Here is an 18,765-nt window from a genome sequence, read left to right as displayed (position 1 = left end):
TCAGTTAGAGAGAGCAGATCTAAGTGGCAACCCTTTTATTTATACGGGGGAGTAAAACAGAAGGGGTTGCGAAGCCTGGAACAGGCTTCGCAGATATAGTTATTATGTTGTGGAGCTGATTGCGCTGTGTTAGTTATAAGATCGAGATCTTAAACCGCTGGGTAAGTCTTGTAGCGAACACCCATCATCTGTTCCATACAGTGAACAACTTGGCAGCTGTAGCCAAACTCGTTGTCGTACCAAATGTAAAGAACAGCGCGGTTGTCTTGCGCGATAGTTGCAACACCGTCAACGACACCAGGGTGGCGAGAACCAACCAAGTCGGTAGATACAATCTCAGTTGAATCGGTGTAATCAATTTGAGCTGACAGAGCAGAAGACAGTGCCATTTCACGTAGGTACGCGTTTAGCTCGTCTTTGTTCGTGCCTTTCTCAAGGTTTAGGTTTGCTACTGCCATTGAAACGTTTGGCGTAGGTACGCGAATCGCATTACCCGTTAGCTTACCTTCCATCTCTGGCATCGCTTTTGATACTGCTTTTGCAGCACCAGTCGATGTCAGTACCATGTTCAATGAAGCAGCACGACCACGACGGTCACCTGAGTGGAAGTTGTCGATTAGGTTTTGGTCATTAGTGAATGAGTGAACCGTTTCGATGTGACCCGATAGAACGCCAAACTTGTCGTGAACCGCTTTCAATACTGGTGTAATCGCGTTGGTTGTGCAGCTTGCTGCCGAGACGATTGTGTCTTCTGGCTTAATCACATCTTCATTCACACCAAATACAACGTTTTTAATGTCGCCCTTGCCAGGTGCAGTAAGAAGTACTTTGCTAGCGCCGTTACAAGCAACGTGTTGGCTTAGGCCTTCAGCGTCACGCCACACACCAGTGTTATCAACAACTAATGCATTATCAATGCTGTAAGCGGTGTAATCTACTTCTTCTGGCTTGTTTGCGTAGATAACTTGGATGAAGTTACCGTTAACGATGATCGCTTTGCGCTCTTGGTCTACCACGATGCTGCCGTTGAATTGGCCATGTACTGAGTCACGACGTAGCAAGCTTGCGCGTTTTTCTAAATCACCATCTTTACCACCACGAACCACGATTGCACGTAAACGAAGTGGGTAACCTGGGCCGCTTTTCTCTACAAGAATACGAGTTAGTAGACGACCGATACGACCGAAGCCGTACAACACAACGTCACGAGGTTTTGTCATCGCGTCGCCTTCTAGTGAACCCATTAGAGCCGTTTGAAGGAAATCATCCATCGCACTAAGGTCTTCGTGGTTTTCCCAGTACTGAGCTGCAAGACGACCAACATCAACGCGGCATGGAGACAAGCGCATTGATAGTAGATGCTGGATAATTGGTTGAGTTTGTTCTGCGGTTAGCGGTGAGCCAGTGTAACGTTTTGCGATGCGGTGAGCTTTGATGATGTCGATAGTGGTTGCGTTAACTAAGGTCTTACCGAAGAGGATAACTTCTACGCCTTTTTGGCGGTATAACTGACCTAAAGTTGGAGCGATGGATTCAGCAATAGTTTGACTAGTTTGCCAGTCTAGGAGGTGCTTTTCGGGACTCATCTTTACTCGGGACCTTTCACGTTAAGTTTCTGCAGTCATGGCGGTTGTAGGGAAGCCAATCAGCATAGGGGGTTGAGCTATCAAGCGGTGGTCTTTAATGCCACTTAATTTTGCTTGATATGCCTTGTGTGTAACTTGTAATTTTTATGTGGCAGGATTGTAAGGTACGACTGGTTATTCTGCTAGGAAAAATAAATGCAGATAAATTATCTGCAAGTTGGCGCGATAATAGCCATAAATCAAGATTTCAGTATTAAGAAAGACTATTGACTTTAACAATCTGTAGCACTTAATTTTCGCCAAAAAATACTCAAATCAAAATATGATATGTAATAAAAGTCATACCGCTCATTCAAGGTGTGATCATCAACTCAAGTTACACGGAATTGGTAAACAATAGATAAGCTGTTCAATGGGTTTTGTTGTTCGACTTTCGAATAAGCCGAGGTTGAGTGGAAAAACAGCAATACGCAAACGATTGGATCTCACAAATTTAACCTAATTTTCGACTTTGTTAGTGTGTAGGGCGGTTATTCGCTACCTCACGGCGTTTAACCTCTTTCTCTTTTACTTGTTATGCGAGTGATAATAACTCGGTTAACCTTTCTACTTTGACCGTACTGATATCGATGCTTGTTCATTTTAAATGTCCGTTCTGGACTCGGAGTATCGTTTGTTCATATCCAATTTGATCAATAACCTCTGTTAATGTCCTATTCTTAACTTGGGCTAGGTAAATTACTTTCGGGAAGGGAGTAGTTATAAAAATGATAAATATGTCAATTAGATGGCGTCTTATTTTTCTTTCCACCGTTTCTGTATTCATTATGTTTGGATTTACAGTCAACGAAGTGCTAAAGAACGATAAGAAGATGAATCACCTTGAAACAACGCGTATTAAGGTCGAAGCGCTTCAATCTTTTAATACCATTTCAAGTAGTGCTTATCGATGGCTGGTTCTGTCTAATGACTCCCCTGAGAAAGGTCAGTTGCTGTTAAAGCTGCAATCAGAATTGGATAAGCTCACTCAATATGAGGTTCGACTCCAACAGTTCGACAGTAACTGGAGCGTTGAACCGCAGTTGGTTGAGCTTAAAAGCGTGTTGATGAGGCTTGCTCAAGAGACAGAAGCCACAAACAACACACAATTGACCGAGCGCGCATTCGACTTGCTAAAAGATGTATTGATGGAGTTGTCTGAATATCAGATGATTTTAGTCGATGAAGATATTGGTCAAGCTGATGCAGTGTTCGTCCATCTCACTAACTATGTATTCTGGACTCAAAGAGAAGCGTGGTTAAGCTACAGCCTGTATCGTACTCCAGAGTTAAAAAATCAATATCTACTGAGTTATGTGGGCGCGTTGGAAAGGCAGCAACAGTTATTAGATTCGTTTTTTCGATCGGGCAGTCGCTCCCCGGAAATTAGAGAACTGCTAAACGCTTTCTCCAAAGATGAACTTCAAAACAGCTTCACATCACGAATCCTCGAAGGGGACTTCTCGTCACCTGAAATCTATGACCACCTCAAAGGTTTGGAACTCAAAAAACGTGCGATTTCAAAAGCGATTGGCGCTTATACCAAGCAGTTGCAGTTCGATCTGACAAAGAACATCGCGCTACAGAAAAGACAAACCTTGGTCATGACACTGCTGATTTTAGCTGCATCAGGTGTTTTGCTGTGGCTCGGTATCGCAACCTCTCTACGTTTAAATCGCAACCTATCGCTTATTCTTAAAGGGGTAACAGAGTGCGCAGATAGCTATGGCAAACCCAAGGTGATTCACATTCAAGGGAACGATGAGCTTGCTGAGTTTACTGAGGCTCTGAACCGAGTGATGGAGCGTAACTATCATCACAACAAAGAGTTAATAAAAGCTAAGGAAGATGCGATTTCAGCGAATAAAGCGAAAAGCGCCTTTCTTGCCAATATGTCTCATGAAATTCGCACGCCGCTCAATGGGATTATCGGCATGGCGGAGATCTTGTCTCAGAGCCAGTTAAGTGCCAACCAACAAGAAGTACTAGGGGATATTGAATCGTCTTCTCACTCGTTGTTAGTGCTACTGAATGACATTCTAGACCTGTCTAAAATCGAGTCAGGCAATTTGATGTTGTCGCCACACAATGCTGATTTGCGAGAAGCCGTGTATGACTCGGTGAGTGTGATTTTATCTAAAGCGATCAGCAAAGATATCGAACTCGACATCAACATTGACTCCCAAACCCCGCCACAATTGTTTTTTGATGAGTATCGAGTTAGGCAAGTGCTCACGAACCTGTTGTCAAACGCCATCAAGTTTACGTCTAAAGGAACGATCACGACGGATATTGCGTACACGCCCATGTCTCTGGGAAGAGGGAAGCTCGAATGTAGTGTGTCGGACTCTGGGATAGGCATTGAGCCAGAGAAGTTAGAATCGATTTTTGAACCCTTCACACAAGAAGATGGCAGTATCACGCGCCAATTTGGTGGTACAGGGCTTGGGCTTGCGATTTGTCGACAGCTTGTTGATTTGATGGGTGGCTATATTACCGCGCGCTCTGTTAAAGGAGAGGGCTCGACGTTCACTTTTTGTTTGTATGTCGACATTGTTGAATCTCAGGTTCAAAGCTTCGAGAATTTAAGCTCCGTGACGGTTGTCTCGAACTCTTTCAATTACCTAGACCAATTGGTGAAAGAGTGTGAACGTTTGAATGTTCGACCTAATGTCGTTTCATCTATTTCGGATCTCGATGACAGTCTCAAAGAGAGCGACTTCATACTGTATTGCCATACGCTGCATCACTCTATGGAGAAGGATTTGGCGGCACTAAAGGCCGTATATCCGCTTTCTCGTGTGATTGTGTGTCAGCATCACCTATTTAAAACCAACCTAATCACTGAGACGGTTCACTCGACTCATACCTTGCCATTTTTGGGTCGACGGTTCTTCAACAGTTTGCAATCACTTGATGTTGGCGAAGAGCCAACACCGCAGGTAGAACCAAAGGATGAAGAGGTTCGTTCGCTGAATCGACGTATTTTGATTGTTGAAGACAATCTGATGAACCAGAAAATAGCGAGCTTCTTCCTTGAACAAGCGGGTTATGAGTATTTGATTGCCAGTAACGGACAAGAAGCAGTGAACGTGATCACTCAAGGTGCCCAGTTTGATGCCATCTTAATGGATTGTATGATGCCAGTGATGGATGGCATCACCGCGACTCGAGCTATTCGACAGTGGGAGTGTGAACAAGAAGCTACACCACTGCCGATCATTGCCTTAACCGCGAGTGTATTAGAAGAAGACATCAAAGATTGTTTTGAGGCGGGCATGGACGCTTACTTGCCCAAACCTTATAAATCCCACCAGTTGTACGATCTTTTCAGTAGCCTTGATATCGTCTAGCGGACTTCTAAGCCAAGGTTGTACTGGGCAAGACAGCGACCTACATAGCTGATTTTCAATAAGGCAGCGACCAAGATCGTGCTGATGTGAGCGAGGATTTGAATCGGCAGTGAGAAGTGGTCGGCCATAGGATAAGCAACAATAATGCTGAGTAGCATAAGTAACGCGGTGATCGCTAAACTGAAGTTCGATACAGAAAGTAGAGTTTGAAAGCGTTGAGTCATAGTTTTCATATTGAATTCCTAATTGCTATTAGTTTCTTTTGATACTTAGTAATAGCAATTAGCGTTCCAGTTTTATTTTATTCAAATATCAATGCTTTAACTGAATTCTCAATATTTTTAGAGTCAAAACGACATGGCTATTCATTGTGTCCTTTTGACTCTTACGTGTCTATTTGTGATCACCAATTTCTGAAGCCGCAGGTGTCGATGTGGAATCGAACGCCGGCGTATAGACCTAATCCTACGTTATTCTTCTGACCGTGTTCAGCGTGAATTTTTTTGAGTTTAACGTGCAAATCTGCTCGAGAAATACCGTTGGCTGGGACAAGATCTAAGGCGCAGAACTCTAAGTGCTTACTTTGCAGGGCACCGCCAGCTTGTTGATTGTAGAGTTTTGAACGTTCGCCAGAAACAGGAATAACCACACCGATTTCAGGCTCGATGTATTGTTGAATGTACTTCAAGGTGTTGATCATGTTGGGCACATGTTTTTTGTTGGGGAGGGTAAACAAGGTGGTGTTACTCATTGCCCAGTCAGTCCCTTGCAACAACACCAGATGTAAAGGCATGCTTTGTGTGATTCCCGCATCTTTGAGCTGTTGCCCGATCTCTCTTACTTGGTCTTCTGCGTGGTTAAGCAGCATCCAACCACGAAATGCCGAGCGAGTCGGAACCTTGTAGCCATGAACGTCCACTACGAGGTCTTCGTAGGTGATCTCAGTCTCTTCGGTATACAGCCTTTCAAATTCTTCAGGATAAGGTTGAGTCGTTGATAGCGCTATGGTAATCAGGATGCTTGAGTACATAAGGTGGCTCCATTACTTACGTTGGCTTTGCTAGTGATATTTGAATCAGTAAATGCGTAAGCTTAAGTATAGACACTGGAATTTATGTACAAAAAAACCCACTACAAAGAGTGGGTTACTAACATTATTACAAGTTAATCAACGAGGTGAGATTACTTCTTACCTTGGATTTGCTTGTCTTCTTCTGTTAGTTCACGAATGCGGCGGCTGATGTCGCGACGAGCTTTAGAAATTTCTGCACTCTTGATGATGTGATCATCAACGCGGTCTTCGTAGTCTGCTTTCATGTTTTTGATAATGCCTAGGATCTCATCGTGAGTCATCTCTGGCTTGATGTAATCAAGTAGGTTATCAAGAAGGTCGACACGCTTGCGGTTGTCACGAACTTTCTTTTCGTTGTCTAAAAGTTCACGCTTAAGTTTGTTCTTACGTCGTGCTTGGTTAACAATTTCAAATACGCTGCTCATAGATTCCTTTTCCTATTCGTCAAATACGTTGTCTGGTTCTGATTAAAGCACATCAATTGATGATGTAACAGTCTTTAGATCAAAGCAAAAGTAAGGTTGTTTAATTATTCGTCACTCTCGCTGATGTGTGATTGTTTTTATCTCACCGATCAAGTTAGTATCCCATGTAGATACTGCATTGATACGAAATGTGAAATGAATCAACAACAATTAGAAACCGAAGAATTGGAAGATAACGTCACTGAATCTTCAGCAGAACAAAACAAGCTTCGTGATGCGTATGTACAAGAGCGTACTTATTTGGAAGTCGTGGAAATAGAGCTAAACCGTTCTAAGATCATAATGATTGATGAACAAGGCAGAAAGAAACGAGTACCGATTTTGTCTGAGCACTAGTCCTAAGTGGCTGCATTGTTAGGTGTTGAGATGGAATTATCAAAATAATAAAAAGGAAAAACGATGAACACAGTACTTTCCCCAATTGAAGCGAGAATTATTGGTTGCTTGATCGAGAAAGAAGTCACTACTCCCGATCACTACCCATTAACACTGAACAGCTTAACAACGGCTTGTAATCAAAAGAGCAACCGTGAACCAGTTCTTTCACTGTCTGAATCAGACGTTTTAGATGCGGTTGATGGTTTGATTTCGCGTCGCATGGTAAGCGACGAAAGCAGTTTCAATAGCCGCGTAAACAAATATCAACATCGTTTCTGCAACACAGAATTTGGTGATCTGCAATTTACCGAGCAAGAACGCGCAATCATCTGTTGTATGTTGCTGCGTGGTGCGCAAACTCCAGGTGAACTCCGTACTCGAACTGGCCGCCTGGCTAACTTCAGCGATGTGAAAGAGGTGGAAGCGGCACTTGAGAAGCTAGCTGCAAGAGAAGCGGGTGCATTAGTCGTGAAGCTACCTCGTGAAGCGGGCAAGCGTGAATCACGTTACCAACATCTGTTGAGCGGTGAAGTGGATGTTGAAGCGTTTGCGACGGCATCGGTAAGCGCGGCAGCACCTTCCGCATCCAATGAAAAGTTTGAAGAATTAGAGGCAGAAGTCGCAAGCCTACGAGCAGAAGTGGCAGAGCTTAAGGCTCTGGTTGAATCGCTGCTTTAGATGTCTGAGTCTGATAAAAATGCGGATTGGGTCGTGTACTTGATCCGCAATCGTCACAATGCTCTCTATTGTGGAGTGACGAATAATTTAGATCGCCGTTTTGAACAGCATCAGGCAGGTAAAGGCGCCAAAGCCTTAAAAGGGAAAGGCCCGCTTAAGTTGGTTTGGAGTTTCGATGTTAGGTCAAAAAGTGAGGCATTGAAAACCGAATACGCGATCAAACAATTACCCAAATCTCGTAAAGAAAAACTGGTATCACTCAAACTAATCATTGAGTGGCAAGAAGACCAAATTCAATATATCGAAGTCTCATAATTCATAGCTAAAATATTCGTTATTGACTAAATCTTAATAATATTTGGTTTCATATTGTTTGTTATTAACTAATTGAATTTAAATGATAATTCACTTTTGCTTGATCGGGCTAATTTCACTATTTAACACGCTAACCCTAATCTCTATTCCAAATTAACATTTCGCTCATTTAGAATGTCGTTCTAATTAGCGCTAGACGCTATCATTTCTAATCGTTGTCCTACATAATATCGTTCAGCCATACAAAGATATGGTGTCATGCTAGGTTAAAAAATGAGCCAAAGTAGCTCATATAAAACGAGAAAAATATGAAACGTTTACTGATGTTGTTTGGACTTGCCGTATTTTCTGCGTCCGCTCTCTCCCATGGTACTCATGTCCTCAATGGGTACTGGGAATACCAAGATTATCTTTCCAAGTTTCCAGAACAAAAAATATTGACCGATAAAATGGTCGAAGCTGTGCAAAACCATCCTGTGCCATTGAGGCGACCTCAAGATCGACCGATCACGATCTCGGTTGTGTATCCAGGTCAACAGATCTCTGACTACTGGGTTCGTAATATCCAAGCATTTGAGAAGCGCCTTGATAAGCTGAGAATTAACTATCAGATAAATCAGGTGTTTACACGTGTTAATGCCGATCTCACTCAGCAGAGTATTTCTTTGCAAGAGGCGATTGAGAACAAAACGGATTACTTGATCTTTACCTTAGATACCACGCGACACCGTAAGTTTATCGAACACGTGTTGAGTTCCACCGATACAAAGTTGATCTTGCAAAATATCACCACACCGGTGCGTGCTTGGGCAGATAGACAGCCATTTATGTACGTGGGTTTTGACCACGCGACAGGCAGTTTAAAACTGGCGGATTACTTTAAAGAAGTGAGCCAACCAGACAGCAAATACTCTGTGTTGTACCGCTCTGAAGGTTATATCAGTGATGCTCGTGGAGATACCTTTATCCATGAAGTGAACACCGACACCAACTTTGCCCTCAAGTCTTCGTTTTACACAAAGTCAGACAAAGAGACCGGTTACCAAGCGGCTAAAATCAGCATAGCGAACGATAAGGATCTAGACTTTATCTATGCATGTGCAACCGATGTCGCTCTAGGCGCGGCAGAAGCTATTCGCGAATCAGGTCGAGATATCTTAGTTAATGGCTGGGGCGGTGGTTCCGCTGAGCTTGAAGCTCTTGCGAGAGGTGACTTAGATGTGACCGTTATGCGTATGAACGACGACACCGGTATTGCGATGGCAGAGGCTATCAAGTGGGATCTGGCCGGGTTGGAAGTTCCTACCGTTTACTCTGGTGAATTTGAAGTCGTGACCAAAGAGGATTCTGCAGAACGTATTTCAGAACTTAAACAGCGAGCATTTAGGTACTCAGGTCAATAATGAAGAAAAGCTACGCCAGTACACCAAGGAACACCTTAGCCAAACTCATTACGCGTATCATTATTTTAGTGATAGGCGTGATGGCACTCGGCGTGCTTATTCACAATTATGAAACCAGCAGCAGCATCGTAAAACAAGAGACCAATCGAACCGTTCAGCAGACATCTAGTCTGATTCAAAACATGTTTGATTACCGCTTGTCGGTGCTGCAAATCCACCAAGACAGTAGCTCACACAGCGAAACGCTAAAAGAGTATTTTGAAACAGGTAATGAAGAGGCTCTGAGCTACTTTTTCTTTGGTGTTGACCAACGTGAACCGGACCATGCACCGGATTTACGTTTTGTTTCTACTCATGATGGTTTGGCATGGGAAGATGGTAACGGTCAGTTTTATGGTTTGGATACGTCCAGCTTAAAACATATATCAGATGAGGTGTCGTTCAGCAGCAACTGGCATTTCATTAAACTCATGACAGATATCGGCAAACGCCATTTATTGGCTCGTCGAACCCCGATTGTTGATAATAATACCGGGGAGGTGCTTGGTCAGCTCTATATCGCGATTGTATTAGATAATAACTTCTCTCTTGCAGAATCTATTCAACAGGGCAGCAATTGCGAAAACATTGTGATTGAAGCGCACGGCACTCCTGTGACATCGACATTCAGTGGCGATGAAAGCTACACCATAGCCGATATCCTCAATTACCAAATTTACGAGCAGTTGCCTCGTCATTTCGTGACTATTGCAACCATTAAGATCAATGCAGTTGAAACCCCTCTCATCATTCGTGCGGTGCAGAAGAACACAAACTTCATCGCGCTAGAAGAGAACTATGAGCGTGCAATCATTGTTGTGATTGTGGTGATCGTATTCATGTCTTTCTTTGCGCGCGCTTGGATTCAGAGAAGGGTCGCGGCGGAGCTCGATAAATTGATGGACTTCACTCGTTCTGCCAGTGATAGCGAAGAGTACAATAAGTTCGACGGCTCTAATATCTTCGAATTTCACCATATCGGTTGTACGCTTGAAGACACGTTTGAACGCTTATCTGAACAGAATCAAAAGTTCCAAGACCTTTTTAACTTTGCCCACTCACCGATTTTGGTTTGGTCTGAAAAAGGCGATTTGATTCAGATGAACCCTGCGGCTCGTATGGCGTTGTTTGATGAGGATGACAACTATGGCGCTATGGCTCAAGAGTTTGAGCATCGTATGTTGCCGAACATTCAAATGGTGGTTCAGGGGGCGAAACTAACGGGTATTAATGTGCCTATTGGTGAAAAGGTGTTTCGTTGGAATATGTCGGCCATTCGTGTTGAGCACGGCATCACGGGCGTGGTGGTACAAGGGCAAGACATTACTAAGCTGATTGAAGCTGAGAGACAAGCCGATCGAGCAAGAGAAGAAGCAGAGCACCTTGCGAATGTGCGTGCTGATTTCTTAGCGAAGATGAGCCACGAGATTCGCACACCACTGAACGGTATTCTGGGTGTGTCTCAATTGCTGAAACGCTCGATACACAGTGAAGATAATCGCGAGCAAGTCGATGTACTTTGTAATAGTGCGGAACATCTACTGGCGGTACTTAACGATATTTTGGACTTCTCAAAGATCGAGCAGGGGCAGTTCAATATCCAAAAGAAAGATTTCCGCTTGGGCGAGTTGGTCAACACCTTAGATAGCATCTATCGTCCGTTGTGTGAAGACAAGGCGGTTACGTTTACCATAGTGAATCACTTGGTAGACGACATCGAAATCAACACCGACCAAGTCCGTCTAAACCAGATTATGTTTAACCTGCTGAGTAACGCACTTAAGTTTACCCACCAAGGGGGCATTTCGGTCAGCTTTGAGCTCGAAAGCATCTTTAATTCCGACCAAGCCAGTTTGATTGTGCGAGTGAAAGACACGGGTATTGGTATCGATGAAAGCAAGATAGACGCAGTGTTTGAACCCTTTGTTCAGGCAGAAGAGACCACAACTCGTGAGTATGGTGGGACTGGCTTGGGGTTAACGATTGTTAAAAACCTTGTTGATATGCTGGAAGGAGACATTCAAGTTCGCAGTCATATCGGTCAAGGTTCTGAGTTCATCATCGAAATTCCTGTGGAAATACACTCTAAACCATTAATCGATGCGAAGCCGCAATCTGATATCGAACCTGAAGCATTGTTTAGTCGATCTTTGAAGGTTCTGCTGGTAGAAGATAACCACACCAATGCCTTTATTGCGCAGGCTTTCTGCAAAAAGTACGGAATGGTGGTCACTTGGGCAAAAGATGGCTTAGAGGCTATCGAGATGGCGAAAACCACGACTTATGATCTTGTTTTGATGGATAACCAACTTCCTAACCTCGGTGGTGTTGAAACCACACAACAGCTGAGAGAGGACATCGGTGTCGTTGCTCCTATTTACGCGTGCACTGCCGATGCTCAAGAGTCGACGCGAGACAGTTTCATGGCTGCCGGGGCGAATTACGTGATAGTAAAACCCATTAAAGAAGAATCACTACACCAAGCCTTTGTGCACTTCAAAAACTCATATTGGAATGAGGCTTAGCTAAAGAGTTGCATGCTGAAGCACTGGTTTACGGAAGCTCTGGTTTACTGAAGTAACGGCTTACTGAAGTCGTGCTTTAGCGAGGTAGTGTTTCGAAGCAGAAATATAGAGCTCTAAATAGAGCCAGCTACAAAAGCTTGTTCTAAAAGCAGCGTTTTTAACTCATCACTCATATCTAAGTGCTCGGGGAATTGGATGCCTAATAGCCAACCCTGTCCCTGTCTTTTCTTACTCACGACTTTGTAAACTAGGTCGTCATCTAAGTGCTCGTTTAAGAGTGAATTGACCTTTATTTTCCAGCCCACGTCGATATCTGATTGCTGTGTAAGATAAATCCCGCAACCTGATACTGAAAAATCAACCAGAGTGGCATCTAATGACAAGGTATCAAAGGTCACTTCACAGTTGAGGCGTACTTTGTATCTTTCGTGTTCACGGATCGGTTTAGTGGCAAAGTTAGAAGGTGGACGCAGGAAGATAAGATGCGCAGGGGAGGTGATATGAGCCAATACATTGGTCTTAAATGCGACGATATGACCAAGCTCAGTATCCGTTATAGCGCGGACAATAATATCGACGTTGATGAGCTTTCTGAGTGTCAGTGCCTCGGTCGCTTTTTGTGAAAGCTCAAGGATAAGGTATTGATCTTGTTTGTGTCCGATATAGAGCGTACTGATCTGGATTGAATCGTCTGGGCCAAATTCCAATACACCTGCTGTTTTTGTACCTGGCTTTAGGTATCTGAACAGTTCTAAGTTTTTATCTTTATGCATATTCGTTACTGAACAATGTTAACCATCTGATAAAATAATATAACGTCCTGATAAAACTATGTCATTAGTTTCATTGAAGTAATTATACTAGCAGGGCTAAAAAATGAATCGCTTAGCCAACTAAACAACGGCTTACTCTTATCGAAAAAAAAGATACACTGCTGTACGTTACTTACTTGATGGAGAAATAGTAAATGGAACTGGAAACCCTATTAAGCACGTTGTCTAATGCCCCGGAAAGCGTGCAATTTGAAGATACAATGCAAGTGATAGAAGCACACTATGATTTTTCAGAGTGTGAATTTCGCAACGGTGATGTTGTGAATACTGCTGGTCAGAATAATGGTTCGTGTAAGATTTTTGCTTTTGGTTTAGAGCAAGGCCTTTCAGCGGAGCAGACATTGGCTTGCTTTGGCCAGTATTACCGCAATGACGTATTAGGTTTTCCTGAGAATACCGACCATCAAAATATTCGTAACTTCATGACTCACGGTTGGAGTGGAGTAGAGTTTTCTCAGCCTGCATTGGTTTTAAAGGCTAAATAAATTGTTTTTAAAGATTAAGTAAATAGGTTTAAAGACGAAGTAAACACTCACTAAACAACAAGTATTTTGAAGCGAGAAAATCATATCTCGCTTCATTAGTTCTACAAGGACAAGTGTACAAGAATAGGCGTGCCAATTACTGAATCGGCAGCTCAGACAGGCACTTACGACACATGCAAACGCCAGCTTTTGGAATATCGCTCGTATCGCGCTTCTCTAATTCAAAACACCAACACGTTTCTTTACCAGCGCTGATATCGCATTGAGCGGGTTCATTACATTGTGGACATTGGTGAGTTGAACTCGCGCCACTGACGTTATCCATAACAGAATCTCTTTCATTCTCAGATAAGCCTTTCCAACCTATAATTTCATCCATTGTGCGAAAGCAACCGCTACACATACCGCCATTATTTTTACAAGCCGCTCGGCAAGGTGTTTTCATCTATCTGACCCGTGATTTATTTGCGCTGAAATGTAGCATATTTGTTTCCTTTTTAAGAGTCGTCAAAGCAAAAACAACAAGGGTCTGTTGATCTTTTGAGCTGATTTTTGCAGCACTTTGTGGGAAATTTCTACAAGGCGGAGGCTTTGAAGTGTAGCTAGCCTACATGAGAAGCCGATAACACAGTAGAAATGAACCACAAAGGTTGCCCGAAGGGTTCGGTTAGAATCGTTTGATACTTTGTTAAGAAGTATTTACTTAGAATGACTAGGCTACATACATCTTGCCGCGCCTAAAACGATTCTATCTCGAACAAAAATTTAACCACGAAAGGTCAACAGACCCTAAGTAAAATCGACAAATGACCTCGTAATTTCAAGGCTTTTCATGTAGCATCTCGCCCCTTTTGTTGCTTGGGGGATATTATGTTTATTGGATTTGATTATGGAACAGCGAACTGTTCTGTCGCGGCGATGGTTAATGGAGAACCAAGCCTGTTACCACTAGAAGGTAGCAACCATTATATTCCCTCAACTGTGTTTGCTCCAACTCGTGAGAGTGTGTCTGAGCATCTATTTCGCCATTTAAACATCAAGCCAAGTGATGCGGTTGGTGAGCAAGTGTTACGACGTGCGATTGCATTGAACCGAGAAGAGAGCATCGACCTAGTGCCGGAAGATATGGCATTCGGTCAGGCTGCGCTAGACTTATATTTAGAAGACCCTCGTGACGTTTATTACGTTAAGTCTCCTAAGTCTTTCCTTGGTGCAAGTGGCCTGCACGATGTTCAGGTCAGCTTTTTTGAAGATTTGGTGTGTGCCATGATGGCAAATATTAAACACCAAGCCGAGCGCACGACTCAAGAACAGATCAAACAAGCGGTTATTGGCCGACCAATTAACTTTCATGGTCGAGGTGGTGAAGAGGCAAACAGACAAGCAGAAGATATCCTTACTCGCGCTGCTAAGCGTGCTGGCTTCCTTGATATCGCCTTTCAATTTGAGCCAGTAGCCGCAGGCCTAGATTACGAAAGCACCTTAACTGAAAACCAAACGGTATTGGTGGTCGATATTGGTGGTGGTACGACCGACTGTTCATTGCTAGAAATGGGTCCTAGTTGGACTGGTCAAGCCGATCGCACACAGAGCTTATTGGCACATAGCGGGCAAAGGGTAGGGGGTAATGACCTCGATATCTATCTAGCGTTCAAACAACTGATGTCACCTTTCGGTATGGGCAGTAAAGGTATCTCTGGTATTGATATGCCATTGACTCAATTCTGGAACCCGATTGCGATTAACAATGTAGAAGCTCAGAAGAACTTCTATTCTCGTGAAAACCTTGCAGCGTTGAAGTTACTTCGTAAAGAAGCGTCAGAACCTCAAAAGTTAGATCGCTTGATGAAGGTTTATCACGATACTCTAGGCTATGGCATTGTTCGTCGCGCGGAAGAAACCAAGATTGCGCTAGCAGAATGTGCTCAGTATCGAACAGCAATTAACGTAGCTTCTGAGTTGGTTGAGGTGGATATCTCAGTTGAACAGATGATCGATGCAATCGAAACGCCAAAGTCTAAGATGATTGAGTTGGTGAAAGAAGCGATACAGCAAGGTCAGAAAAAGCCAGATGTCATCTACATGACAGGTGGTTCAGCTCGTTCGCCAATACTGCGAGAAGCCGTACAACAAGCTGTGCCAAATGTTCCAATTGTGAGTGGCAATTACTTTGGTTCTGTAACCGCGGGTCTAGCTCGTTGGGCTGAGGTTTGTTTTAAATAACAGCTTAATTCGTGTGGCCCCATTAGGGCTATTACGCAATTAGAAAAAGATAACTAGGGTAATTGGTCTTCGACTGGTTGCCCTTTTTTGTGTCTAACGCTCTAGCTTGATAGCAGTGGTTTATCCATATATTAGTGAGTTCAGCTTGGGCTTCGCTAGTAAGCTTTAGTTTGAAAGTTTTCTAGTAGGTTCTAAATGTTACAGAATGTTTCATTGTCAAGTTTCTCCTATTCATCGACGGTTCACTCTTTCTTTTCTTTGATTTTAAATGCTTTTTTAGTGATTTAAAAACCAAAAAATCGCTTTGACCAATATAAATAAAACACAAAGACTTTCTTGTGGTTGTGTTTTATTTTCTTGTTTTTAAAGTGATTTTTGTTTTTTATAGCATTGTTGTTTTTATTTTATATATTTTAATGCAACTTTTTTGTCATTCATCGATTAGTGTTTGCCTACTTGTTAAATGCAGGTAACAACTTCTTCGTAAGCACGAGGTTGTTAGTGAATAACTCACCCAGTTACATAATGGACATGACAAATGAATAAGAAACTTTTAGCGCTAGCAATTTCTGGTGCAGTATTTGGTACACAGGCAGTTGCAGTAGAACTTTACAACGAAGACGGCACAACATTCTCAGTTGGCGGTCACGTTTCAGTTGCAGTTGGTGATGTAAACAGCGATGACCGCATTAACAGCGATGACATCGGCGTAGAAACTGTTTCTCCACGTATCAACTTCGGTGCAACTCACGAACTTGGTAACGGCTTCACTGCTGATGCTAAAGGTGAATGGGCGCTAAACATGCTAGACGGCGGTGATGAGTCGTTCACAACTCGTCTTGGTTACGTTGGCCTTTCTCACGATGATTACGGTCGCGCAGCAGTAGGTACTCAATGGGCACCTTACTACAACGTTGCTGGTGTAGCTGATATGCCAATCGCGTTCGCGAATGATTTCATCTACGAAGATCACGGTAACCTAGGTACTGGTCGTGGCGAAGAGATGGTGAGCTACGGTAACGCTATCGATTTCGGCAACGCAGGTTCTCTAAACGTTGGTGTTGCATGGCAAGGTCGTAAGGCTGCTGATTTGAATGAATACGGTAACCGTGGTCAAATCGCGTTGAACTATGCAATTGCTGGTTTCTCTGCAAACTATGCATACAATACAGGTGATGTTGATTACGCAGGTGTTGTTGGTTCAAAAACTGCTGATTCTCACGTAGTAAGTGCAACTTACGGTTCGTACGGCGCTGAAGGTCTATACCTTGCTGGTGTTTACGCAATGAACAACTACATGAACACTGGTAACAAGCAGATTCTTGAAGAGTCAGTTGCTATTGAATTACTAGCGTCTTACGCTCTTTCTAACAGCCTTAACCTAAGCGTTAACTACGAAGCGGTAGAAGACGACAAGAAGAGCGAAACTGTGTACAGCACAACTGCTCTACAAGCTGAATACAACTTCACATCTCAGTTCGTAGGCTTCGCTGGTTACCAATTCGACCTACAAGGTTCTGGTGAGTACAAAGAGAAAGCTGACGACCAATGGCTACTTGGTGCTCGTTACTACCTATAAGTCGCAGACTGATTTAGCATAGTGTTTACTCCTTAGGTTTACCTTTTAGGATACTGTCCTAGACACCATGCTAAGCCCTCTCAAACCTTTTGGTTAGAGAGGGCTTTTTTCGTTTTGGACTTCTGTCTTGAATTGTCATTTCGCACTGTCGCGACCTTCGTATAAACACTTTCAAATCATCGAATTGAACTAAAGATCAGAATTTAGATCTTAGTGACCATCTTGTCGAAGACTCTCATTTTGTGATGCGGTAAACTCTGCATTCCAAAAATAGTTCAGGGACAAACTATGAGCAGCGTTGTAGATCAGGAACAATTGATAAATTTGAAACGAACCGCAACACCAACCAAGGTACTGTGTGTTGGGCGTAACTATGTCGATCACATTGAAGAACTTAACAACGCGATCCCTGACTCTATGGTGGTGTTCAATAAACCAAGCACCAGTGTGACTTCCTCTCTCTCTTCATTCCATCAAGAAGCACTACATTACGAAGCTGAGATCTGCTTTATCGTTGAAAATGGCCAATACTCAGCCGTGGGCTTAGGGTTAGATCTCACTAAGCGTGAGTTGCAAAGTAGCTTAAAAGCAAAAGGCTTACCTTGGGAGCGCGCCAAGGCGTTTGATGGTTCTGCCGTTTTTAGTCGCTTCGTTCCAACTGATAACTTAGACCTTGCAGACTTAAATCTAGAGCTGTTTATTAACTGTGTTCGTGTTCAGAAAGGACATGTTGAGCAGATGCTTTACTCTCCACAAACTATCCTAGAAGAGCTATCTTCTTATACTACCTTGCTAGACGGCGATGTTGTGATGACGGGCACGCCAAAAGGTGTTGGAGCCGTACATCGAGGCGATATTTTCCTTGGTCGCCTAAAGTGTGGTGATACGACATTGATTGAGATCGAGTGGGTAGCAAGTTAATTAGTCTTTTCTATTTAGTTAATAAATTGGTTTTTTTACTTGATGTTGGTTTTTAATTCGAATAAATAAACGCCGAACAATTGATTGCACCTGGAAGGGTGTTGGTAATTGATATAAAATCCGCCTCCGTTTTTATCAATGCTGAAACCCATGATCGACTTAACCATTTTACCTGTCTACCTGACTGCCGTTGTTGCACTTCTCCTTTTACCTGGCCCTGATATGTTACTGATCGCGAGTTCAAGCATGAGCTATGGCCGTAAGGTCGGCGTGTTTGCAAGCCTAGGCAATGCGACTTCTGGAATCATTCTGACAGTATTAGCGGCTATGGGTGTATCAGCGTTGATCGCAATGAGCCCAATAGCGCTTAAAGCTCTCCATTTGTTAGGCGGTGCATACTTGTTAAAGATGGGATGGGATTGCCTGAGAACAGAGCAGGGGAATGCACCGGAGTTAAACGATAATTTTGCTGCAAAAGCCTATTATCAACGAGCGCTGATCAGCAACTTGCTTAACCCTAAAGCCTTAGTGTTCTTTGTGATGTTTTTACCTCAGTTCGTGTCGACAAATATTGAAGCGACTTCGGGCGAGCAGATGTTAGTGCTTGGCTTGTTACTGAATGTCTTAGGTTTAACGTTCAATTTCTTGCTGGTGGCGTTGGTGGGTACGATTGGTAAGTCTCTAGTAGAAAATGCTAAGTTCCGCACTTATCAACAGAAAGTGATGGGCGGTGTATTCATCGTGTTGGCGGTTTGGATGTTGTCTTCATTCTTTACTTCGTAAAGTTCCAAATCGAACATATTATCGCGCAGTGAACGACGATAGAAAAATGGACGCTTAGAGCGTCCATT

At 43.2% G+C, this 18,765-nt stretch carries 17 protein-coding genes; 11 read left to right on the top strand and 6 right to left on the bottom strand.

Annotated features, from left to right (window positions below):
• Nucleotides 1-149 precede the first annotated feature (149 nt).
• Nucleotides 150-1,586, bottom strand: coding sequence for a glyceraldehyde-3-phosphate dehydrogenase (locus tag L1D37_RS02750; RefSeq protein WP_239846789.1), 1,437 nt, complete (start codon nt 1,584-1,586; stop codon nt 150-152).
• A gap of 827 nt (nt 1,587-2,413) precedes the next feature.
• Here L1D37_RS02750 and L1D37_RS02745 point away from each other — a divergent pair.
• Complete coding sequence (locus tag L1D37_RS02745; RefSeq protein ID WP_239846788.1) at nt 2,414-4,978, top strand: ATP-binding protein; 2,565 nt, start codon at nt 2,414-2,416, stop codon at nt 4,976-4,978.
• Here L1D37_RS02745 and L1D37_RS02740 read toward each other — a convergent pair.
• From L1D37_RS02740 to L1D37_RS02730, 3 genes are all read right to left on the bottom strand, one after another.
• A complete protein-coding gene (locus L1D37_RS02740) occupies nt 4,975-5,211 on the bottom strand; it encodes a hypothetical protein (protein WP_239846787.1) in 237 nt (78 codons plus the stop codon). The two genes, L1D37_RS02745 and L1D37_RS02740, sit on opposite strands and share 4 nt — an antisense overlap.
• A gap of 170 nt (nt 5,212-5,381) precedes the next feature.
• The gene (locus L1D37_RS02735; protein ID WP_239846786.1) at nt 5,382-6,008 is read right to left on the bottom strand and encodes a D-Ala-D-Ala carboxypeptidase family metallohydrolase; all 627 of its coding nucleotides are present in this window, start codon (nt 6,006-6,008) and stop codon (nt 5,382-5,384) included.
• Between the two features lie 152 nt (nt 6,009-6,160).
• Nucleotides 6,161-6,475 (bottom strand): DUF496 family protein, encoded by a 315-nt coding sequence (locus tag L1D37_RS02730; RefSeq protein WP_004742367.1) that lies wholly within the window; start codon nt 6,473-6,475, stop codon nt 6,161-6,163.
• Between the two features lie 195 nt (nt 6,476-6,670).
• Between L1D37_RS02730 and L1D37_RS02725 the strand changes: the two genes are divergently transcribed.
• The 5 genes from L1D37_RS02725 to luxQ all read left to right on the top strand — a co-directional run bounded on the left by L1D37_RS02725 (nt 6,671) and on the right by luxQ (nt 11,873).
• The gene (locus L1D37_RS02725; protein ID WP_239846785.1) at nt 6,671-6,871 is read left to right on the top strand and encodes a hypothetical protein; all 201 of its coding nucleotides are present in this window, start codon (nt 6,671-6,673) and stop codon (nt 6,869-6,871) included.
• Between the two features lie 63 nt (nt 6,872-6,934).
• Nucleotides 6,935-7,591, top strand: a complete 657-nt coding sequence (locus tag L1D37_RS02720) for a YceH family protein (RefSeq protein ID WP_239846784.1) — start codon at nt 6,935-6,937, stop codon at nt 7,589-7,591.
• Entirely contained in the window at nt 7,592-7,906 is a 315-nt protein-coding gene (locus tag L1D37_RS02715) for a GIY-YIG nuclease family protein (protein WP_176679963.1), read from the top strand.
• Nucleotides 7,907-8,214: 308 nt separating this feature from the next.
• Nucleotides 8,215-9,309 (top strand): autoinducer 2-binding periplasmic protein LuxP, encoded by a 1,095-nt coding sequence (locus L1D37_RS02710; RefSeq protein ID WP_176679962.1) that lies wholly within the window; start codon nt 8,215-8,217, stop codon nt 9,307-9,309.
• Nucleotides 9,309-11,873, top strand: coding sequence for a quorum-sensing autoinducer 2 sensor kinase/phosphatase LuxQ (luxQ, locus tag L1D37_RS02705; protein ID WP_239846783.1), 2,565 nt, complete (start codon nt 9,309-9,311; stop codon nt 11,871-11,873). Before L1D37_RS02710 ends, luxQ begins: the two co-directional genes overlap by 1 nt.
• Before the next feature lie 113 nt (nt 11,874-11,986).
• Here luxQ and L1D37_RS02700 read toward each other — a convergent pair whose 3' ends face one another.
• Nucleotides 11,987-12,646: a PilZ domain-containing protein gene (locus tag L1D37_RS02700; RefSeq protein ID WP_239846782.1), complete on the bottom strand. Its 660-nt coding sequence runs from the start codon at nt 12,644-12,646 to the stop codon at nt 11,987-11,989.
• Between the two features lie 194 nt (nt 12,647-12,840).
• Between L1D37_RS02700 and L1D37_RS02695 the strand changes: the two genes are divergently transcribed.
• Nucleotides 12,841-13,191 carry a HopJ type III effector protein gene (locus L1D37_RS02695; RefSeq protein WP_239846781.1) on the top strand — a complete coding sequence of 117 codons (351 nt, stop codon included), beginning with the start codon at nt 12,841-12,843 and terminating at the stop codon, nt 13,189-13,191.
• Nucleotides 13,192-13,327: 136 nt separating this feature from the next.
• Here the strand turns inward: L1D37_RS02695 and L1D37_RS02690 are convergent, their stop codons facing one another.
• Entirely contained in the window at nt 13,328-13,636 is a 309-nt protein-coding gene (locus L1D37_RS02690; RefSeq protein WP_239846780.1) for a DUF1289 domain-containing protein, read from the bottom strand.
• 425 nt (nt 13,637-14,061) lie between these two features.
• Here L1D37_RS02690 and yegD point away from each other — a divergent pair, with 425 nt between their 5' ends.
• From yegD to L1D37_RS02670, 4 genes are all read left to right on the top strand, one after another.
• A complete protein-coding gene (gene yegD, locus L1D37_RS02685; RefSeq protein ID WP_239846779.1) occupies nt 14,062-15,414 on the top strand; it encodes a molecular chaperone in 1,353 nt (450 codons plus the stop codon).
• Between the two features lie 538 nt (nt 15,415-15,952).
• Entirely contained in the window at nt 15,953-16,993 is a 1,041-nt protein-coding gene (locus tag L1D37_RS02680; RefSeq protein WP_239846778.1) for a porin, read from the top strand.
• Nucleotides 16,994-17,281: 288 nt separating this feature from the next.
• Nucleotides 17,282-17,914: a fumarylacetoacetate hydrolase family protein gene (locus tag L1D37_RS02675; RefSeq protein ID WP_239846777.1), complete on the top strand. Its 633-nt coding sequence runs from the start codon at nt 17,282-17,284 to the stop codon at nt 17,912-17,914.
• Between the two features lie 150 nt (nt 17,915-18,064).
• On the top strand, nt 18,065-18,697 hold the full coding sequence (locus tag L1D37_RS02670; RefSeq protein ID WP_132762461.1) for a LysE family translocator: 633 nt from the start codon (nt 18,065-18,067) through the stop codon (nt 18,695-18,697).
• The last annotated feature ends 68 nt before the right edge of the window (nt 18,698-18,765 follow it).

The organism is Vibrio sp. Isolate33, assembly GCF_022397895.1.
Taxonomy (GTDB): domain Bacteria; phylum Pseudomonadota; class Gammaproteobacteria; order Enterobacterales; family Vibrionaceae; genus Vibrio; species Vibrio pomeroyi.
Note: the sequence above shows the minus strand (reverse complement) of the source record. Positions and strands in the feature narration are given on the sequence as shown.